The organism is Arcicella sp. GW458-12-2-14-TSB2, assembly GCF_059423785.1.
The window spans coordinates 1-7,439 of record NZ_JBWKYN010000236.1 but is presented as its reverse complement, the minus strand read 5'-3'; the positions used below and the strand labels follow the sequence as shown (position 1 = coordinate 7,439).

Here is a 7,439-nt window from a genome sequence, read left to right as displayed (position 1 = left end):
AAAACAAATTTCGACCGCTTTTTTATGATTTTAAAATTCGGGATGACTCATGTTTGATTTACAATTTAACGATACGTTCTATGTTTATTTCTTCCAAAAAATAATCATCATGAGATACTACAATCAAAGTCCCCTGATATTCATTAATTGCATTCTTTAGAATCTCTATGTTCTGAATATCTAGGTTATTGGTTGGCTCATCAAGAATAATAATGTCTGGCGACTGATTACTAATTGTTAAACAACACAGCATCAAGCGCATTTTCTCCCCTCCGCTCAATGCACTACAAGGCTTGTCCCAATATTCTTTCGTAAAAAGGAATCTATTGAGCCTAATTTTTATTTCGTGTTCCTGTAATCGAGTGAGGTTAAATTGTTGGGTTTGATCGTAAACCTTCAATGCATTATCAATGAGGGAATAATCTTGGTCAATGTAAACTGATTTATTATCAGCCCTGTAAACCTCTCCTACCTGCGGGTCTAGTTTGCCCAAGATTATTTTAATCAACGTTGTCTTTCCCGAACCATTTAACCCTTTTAGAGATATTCGTTCACCACTTGAAATTTGAATATTCAGGTTCTCTTTCCAAAGCAATTGACTATTATACTGAAAATTAATGTCGGTTGCTCTGAATAATACTTTGCCTTTATGCAAGGCGGAATTATCAAACCCAAATTTCATTTTATCAATATCTGGCAATGCCGAACGTAACTCATGTAGTTCTTGCGAAATACCACCAATTTTTTCGGCATGAACATTTTTTATTTTAGCCGTACTTCTTTCAGCATTGTTTCTTAGGGTATTCATCATGATGGTGGCAATCCCTGCTTTTTCTTGCTTTTTCTTGCCACGAGCATCTAGCTTTTGTTGCCTTTCTAAGGTCTCACGCTCCTTTTCTTTAGCTTTTCTAAAGGCCTTTTCTTTGCTTTTTACGTCCTGATTCAGGGCATTATTTTCTATTTGCTTTTGCATTGCATAAAAATCGTAATTACCTCCATAAACGGTAATTCCTCTTTTACTTAGTTCGCAGACTACATCCAGAAGGTTTAATAATTCTCTGTCGTGACTTATAATCATCAAAGTGCTTGAAGTAGAGCGGATAAAATTATACAACAATTGTCTGCCTGCTGTATCCAAATGATTACTGGGTTCATCCAACAAAATAAATTCGGGCTGATGAATAGCAATCCCTGCAAGGAAAACTTTAGTTTTTTGTCCTCCGCTTAATGTTTCCATTTTCTGGGTCAATTCTAAGTCGGTCAATTGCCAGTAGCTTAACGCCTCACTGCAACGTTCTTCGATAGTCCAATCGTCGTTCAGCAAGCTCAGATTATTTTCTGTTACATTTCCGTCTAGGATTTCTTTCAGTGCTTCAAGTTTAGCATCAATTCTTAGTGCCTGTGCAAACGTTAAATCATTATACTGTCCGAAAATCTGGGGAACATAATAAGGCTCGGTAGCCACATTAAATTGTCCAGCAGATGGTAGCAAAGTACCTGCAATAATGCTAAGCAAAGTAGATTTACCAGTGCCATTGTTGCCTATCAAAGCTACCTTATCATGACGGTTTACGGAAAGATTAATATTGTCAAAGAGTAAATCTTTGTTGGGATGGATATATGAAATGTTTTGTAATATAAGCATAATTTCTTCTTAAAAAGTGAATGACTATAGCTCTCCACTTGGTGGTTTGCTACCTCTATCGCTCGAAAGAAATTATATCTTACATTAATTTGTCTTTTTGATTTGTGCCTGCAAATATACAAATGTTCTATAAATTGTTTATCAAAAGCTTATTACAGAAGTTGTTATTTTTTAGAAAAAAGGCTAGGTAGCATGAAAGGATTATCAAATAGTCCACAAAAATCAGCACCATTTCTAATCAAAATAGTGTATATTATCCTACAAACATCGCAAAACGTTTTTTCTGTAGTGCTTAATACTCATTATTGTAGTTTATGGTACTCATTTCAACAAAAATACACACTTGCACATTTATTTGGTAACTAGTAAATAATGATTAAACACACAGATTAAATAGTAGATTTACTCAAATATTATGAATAACACGATAAAAAAACTTACGCCAGAAGGCAAACAACATATTGATTCAATTGCATCACGTTATGACCTTAGTCAGGATACTGTATTATCCGTGTTGCAAGCCGTTGTAAATGGCGGTGGAAATATGGCTCAATTTAATATTAGTGAATTGGGGGGAAGTGCACAATGGATGCGTGGCGGTATGACGATGGTTGGTGATATGTTCAACAACAAATTAAAAAATACTGTACAAAATCTTTGTCAGGATTTAGCAAACTTAATTTTAGACAAAGATATTCCCGTATTTGATTCAGAAACAGCCACTGATGATTCACTAGCAGGAAATAATAGTTTTTCTACTTCAGGTAATTGGTGGCCTGCAGACTTAGGTTCACCATCATCATCAGGTTCGCAAAATAATATTAAATATGCGTTTTTCCCTTCACCTGTTAGTAGATTGGCGATTGAAATTAACGGTGAACTATCGGTTTACGATACCTTAAATCATCAAATATCTGGTGTATCTCAGCAACAAGGCAAAGATTTCGCTGTTGCATTCACGAGTCAATTAGGGAAGGTTGACATATCGAATCTACCATTGATTTCTGGAACGGACATTGCTAAAAAAGAAAAAACTTCTGCGGCAACAGAACAATCGCAAGAAAAGTCAGCACCACAAAAGAGTGAGACAAAGCATTCAACTACATCAACTCCTGCAATTGCCACATCAGAAGACCATGACATCTTTAATAAGATTGATCGTTTGGCAGAGCTCCTTAAAAAAGGCGTTTTAACAGAAGAAGAATTTTCAGCCAAAAAAGCTGAATTATTAGCTAGATTATAATTTAGTATAGATTTAAACTTTAAACAAAAAGGGTTGTGAAAATAATTTTCACAACCCTTTTTGTTTTGATAACTACCTAATTCGCTAGTTTTATCAAAGTCCTAATTTATCCATTAATGGTTTTTCATAATCTCCGTCTTCCGCTGGGTATCTTAGTATATTATTGAATTTTCCTGATTTTTTGGCTAATGCCCAAATCAAACTTTCTCCAGCTGGAATATTGTCAATATCAGCTTCAAAAATTGTGTCTTGATAGGCTTTGTCTGCATTAATTACCTCCCAGCCTTTATCTTTAAAATGTTGAATTAGATCGCCCAAAAATAATGCCCCTGCTAAATTATGGTGTAATAGTATCACATGATTAATGTGTCTATTAGTCATCTGATAGGATAACGAATCATAAAATTCTGCTCTATTGAAGAGATGTTCCTTATAAAACGCTCTAAAGCCAGTAATATCAGCTTGGGGATTTTCTTTAAGTCTTTTAACCAATCGGCTATCAACATACCAATCAGAAGCATCAATTGTCACATGCCCATTTTTATAACCTTTTTCTATCAAGAATTTCCTAAAGCCATTAACCTTTTCGGGCGTATTGCCTTCTTTCAGGTAGGGAAACCTAAAGTAAGGCAAGTAGTTTGAATACTTATTAATGACAGCATCATTTTGGGTAAGCTCAAGCTTAAAACTTTCGAGGCTAACATTTTTACTATTGAAATTGGGATGAGAAATGGTATGATTTGCAATGAAATGCCCAGCATTGTTCCAAGAAGATAATACATATTTACCCTTAGCAGTTGATTTATTCCCTCCTGCCGAAAATAGAATTGCTTTCAACTCATGTTTTTTCAAATTATCAAGGAGCATTTGATTCCAGACCTCTAATTTATATGCTCCTATATCATCAATTGACCCATCATCAAAAGTAAACGAGATTGTTGGCTTTGAATTAACTTGCCCAAAGGAATTTATTATTAATCCTAAAATTGTAAATATTCCTAATGTTAGTTTTGTATATATGTGTTTGTTCATGTGGGTTTATATTAAGTCGATTTACGTCTGTTTATGTGTCTTCGTTAGAATTATCTCCATCGAAACGAGCGTCAGCAACAAACCAACTTAAGCAAGTTACAAATATCCCTCTATGTTGGACTAATCAACTCTTTGTTAAACCCAACAATAGCAAAATAATTGGTTTATTTAAATTATTTTTTTAGATTTATAAAAAGCTCAAACTTGAGTATACTTATAAATTGTATCTCTCTAACAGGCAGGCCTTAACGAAAAATACTACAAACTTTAATCTTATGAATCATTACTACATACAGTTCTTCACAGCTACAATTGTATGGTGGAAACCCTTGCTCAAACCAGATAAGTATAAACAAATTATGACTGATAGCCTTAATTTTTCGGTTGAAAATCATCGAGTGAAAGTATATGGATTTGTGATTATACCAAACTATATACACTTTCGCCCGCCCTTGTTGGTGAACTAACACCAACAAGGGTGAAGATAGTTAATAGGATAAGCTCATTCTATTATTCCTCTCCTCGACATTCTTAAAACATTAGGACTCCTTTCTAAACTTAGAATATTTTTAGCTATATACCGAAAAATGATGAAAATAATTTTAATAAATACAATAATAATTATTCTTTTTAATATCTCTGCTTTTAGTCAAACTGTTGAACTTTTTGATACCAATAATACTACTATTATTGATAATGATATTTGGGAAGTATCAGTGGATAAAAATGGAACAAAATATTTGGGAACTATAAAGTTTGGTTTAGTCAAATTCGAGAATGGTAAATTCACAAATCTAAATAAGAAAAACTCAGTTATCAAAGGTGATATAGTAACGCCAATTTTTACCGATTCCAAAGGAAATATTTGGCTAAACTACTCAAGCCCAGTTTCTGAAATTGCCAAATTTGATGGAACAAAATGGACAATCTTTACTACGAAACATATCCCAACATCCAATATATCAGCAATAGCCTTTGCAGAAGATAAACAAGGAAATATTTATTTTGGAGGAGAAAGTGGTGTTTTTCGTTACAATAAATTCTTTTGGTCAAAAGTTCAAATTCCTGAAAAAGGAATTACCGTAAGGGCAATAGATATAAACAAAAATGGAGAAATCGCAATTGGACACAATTCAGGGCTTTTAATTTACTCGAATGGGAATTGGAAGTCTTATTATTGTGAAAACTCTGAGTTACAACTATCAGTAGTAAGAGCTTTAAAATACCATAATAACAAATTATTTATTGGTTATGGCGGTGGAATGGGAAAAGGAGGATTCTCAATAATCGAAAATGGGAAATGGACTCATTTCAATAAATCAAATTCAAAAGTACCTGACCATATGGTTAGAGACATTGAAATTGATAAAAGTGGTATTATGTGGATGGCAACAAATAATGGATTAATTAGAATGTCTAATGGCATAATTGAACCTCTATTTTTTAGAGAAGGAATACACAATAATAATATTTGGGATATTGCTATTGAAGGAAATATTATTTGGATTGCTACGAACTTTGGACTAATTAAAATGACTCAATAAGTTATACATAAAATGTATAATTTTGCTTTTCGTAGTGTTCTGAAAGGTATCTCAGGGATACCAAGTCGAAGCAAAGATAAGAGGATTTACAATCTGATAAAAAGGAAGGATTAATTTCGAGGCATTCTATGAAAAATATCGAACACTTAGGCTATTAGAAAATCTGTTCTAAATCTGTGTTTTATTTCATTACTTGCCATCAATTTGTTTATTTGTTCAACTGCCTTTTCAAATCTTTTGTCCCAGTCACCTTTTATTTCTACAATATCAATATCATAGTCAATTAAAATCTGCCTATGCGACAGGTCTAATAAATTCCTTCGTGTTTCACACAATCTTGTTCCGTCTTGAAAATATTCAACATCGTTATTAAGATAAAGGTAGAGATTTGCTTTATTGGATTTGTAAATTTTGTCACTTATTAAAAGCTCTTTCCCAAAGGTGAATTTTGAATACGATTTTGTTGTATGAATATCTGTATCAATTATTAAAAGAGGACTACTTCCAACGGAAGCTATGTCAATTTGTCTTGCATGTTCGTTTGCCACTAAATGTAAATCATCAAAAGTAAAGTCATTGGAATTAGGAATTAAATCTCTTCCAATTTCCAATACAGCACCACACCTGTAATATTTTGCAAGTTTTTGTGTTAATGTTGATTTACCTGTGGATTCTGTTCCAAGAATTACCACCTTAATTACCAAGTTTAGTTTTACACTTTCAGGCAAGTATTTCCAATTATCAACCATATTATTACGCACAGCAGTAGCAGAAATAGGGATTTCCTTCCTATTTATATCAAAAGCAATATGTTGAATATTCATAAACTTAGCAACGAAATTGCCATATCCTTCTGATGTAATTAGAAGGGAATAATCGGGTAATTGTTTTTTAAAAACCTCTGCCCAAATTCTTGATACTTCTTCAGAGGTTTCAGAGGTATTTGGCAATTCGCTTTCTAAATAGTCCAGTATTTTTACTTCAATATTTGTTTGATTCGTATAAGTTTTTTCAATCCATGATTTTCTAACAGTCCCCGTAATGTTTTCTTTATCGCTACAACAAACTAAAACTGTAAGCAAGTCACACTTACTCAAAGCAAAATTTATCATTGCTTGATGTCCTTTGTGGAAAGGCAAAAACTTTCCAAATACAAATGCCTTAACCATGCTTTAATTGTTTGTTCCAGTGATAAAATCCGAATGATGCTAAACCAAGAAAAATAAAATATTCAAGCGAGAGGAAAAAAATATCCTTTTTATAATAGAGGACAACGCAAACAATATCAACTACAATCCACAAATACCAATTTTCTATTTTCTTATTTGCAAGGAGTATCGTTGCAAAAATACTTGAAACCATGATGAAAGAATCAGTAAAAGGATAGGCTGCCTGAATTTTAAAATAGCTTGGCAAATACAAATGAATATTTTTGAAAATAAACCCAGACAATACTGAACCTACAACAATGGCAAATACAATGATGATTCGGTTTCTGAAATTTATTTTCGAAATTTTGCTTGTATTTGTCTTTGTATTCCAATTATACCACCCATAAAGAGTAACGATAAAAAAATAAACTTGAAGAAACATATCAGCATACAATTGGACTTGAAAAAATAAAATGAAAAGAAAAATTTCATTTACGATTCCTGTTGTCCAAGTAAGGATGTTTGCTATTGAAGCAAAATAAACCGAAATCAAGCCAAACAATGTTCCTATCAACTCAACATAGCTGATGGGATAACCTAAAATTTCAAAAGCTATATTTTCAATCTCAAAGAAATTCATCAAAAACTATATTTTGTACCTTCGTTGGAATTATCTCCAACGAAAGGAGTGTCAGCAACAAACCATCTTGATATTTGGCAAGTTACTAATATTCTTCTACGTTGGAGTAATCAACTCTTTGTTAAGTCCAACAAGAGCAAAAATTAAACAATTGTTATAGAGATAATTAATAATTCCATTTTTA

At 32.7% G+C, this 7,439-nt stretch carries 6 protein-coding genes; 2 read left to right on the top strand and 4 right to left on the bottom strand.

The features are described from left to right. Positions 1-58: 58 nt before the first annotated feature. On the bottom strand, positions 59-1,645 hold the full coding sequence (locus AC07XN_RS22395; RefSeq protein WP_494744674.1) for an ABC-F family ATP-binding cassette domain-containing protein: 1,587 nt from the start codon (positions 1,643-1,645) through the stop codon (positions 59-61). A gap of 415 nt (positions 1,646-2,060) precedes the next feature. Between AC07XN_RS22395 and AC07XN_RS22390 the strand changes: the two genes are divergently transcribed. Beyond that, positions 2,061-2,888 (top strand): SHOCT domain-containing protein, encoded by an 828-nt coding sequence (locus tag AC07XN_RS22390; protein WP_494744673.1) that lies wholly within the window; start codon positions 2,061-2,063, stop codon positions 2,886-2,888. Positions 2,889-2,981: 93 nt separating this feature from the next. Here the strand turns inward: AC07XN_RS22390 and AC07XN_RS22385 are convergent, their stop codons facing one another. Then, on the bottom strand, positions 2,982-3,920 hold the full coding sequence (locus tag AC07XN_RS22385; RefSeq protein ID WP_494744672.1) for a polysaccharide deacetylase family protein: 939 nt from the start codon (positions 3,918-3,920) through the stop codon (positions 2,982-2,984). Between the two features lie 587 nt (positions 3,921-4,507). Here AC07XN_RS22385 and AC07XN_RS22380 point away from each other — a divergent pair. Then, positions 4,508-5,464: a hypothetical protein gene (locus tag AC07XN_RS22380; RefSeq protein WP_494744671.1), complete on the top strand. Its 957-nt coding sequence runs from the start codon at positions 4,508-4,510 to the stop codon at positions 5,462-5,464. Between the two features lie 146 nt (positions 5,465-5,610). On the opposite strand, the gene AC07XN_RS22375 is transcribed toward AC07XN_RS22380, so the two are convergent. After that, positions 5,611-6,633, bottom strand: a complete 1,023-nt coding sequence (locus AC07XN_RS22375) for an AAA family ATPase (protein ID WP_494744670.1) — start codon at positions 6,631-6,633, stop codon at positions 5,611-5,613. Continuing rightward, positions 6,626-7,255 carry a nicotinamide riboside transporter PnuC gene (gene pnuC, locus AC07XN_RS22370; protein ID WP_494744669.1) on the bottom strand — a complete coding sequence of 210 codons (630 nt, stop codon included), beginning with the start codon at positions 7,253-7,255 and terminating at the stop codon, positions 6,626-6,628. The genes AC07XN_RS22375 and pnuC overlap by 8 nt, the downstream gene beginning before the upstream one ends. Positions 7,256-7,439: the final 184 nt, after the last annotated feature.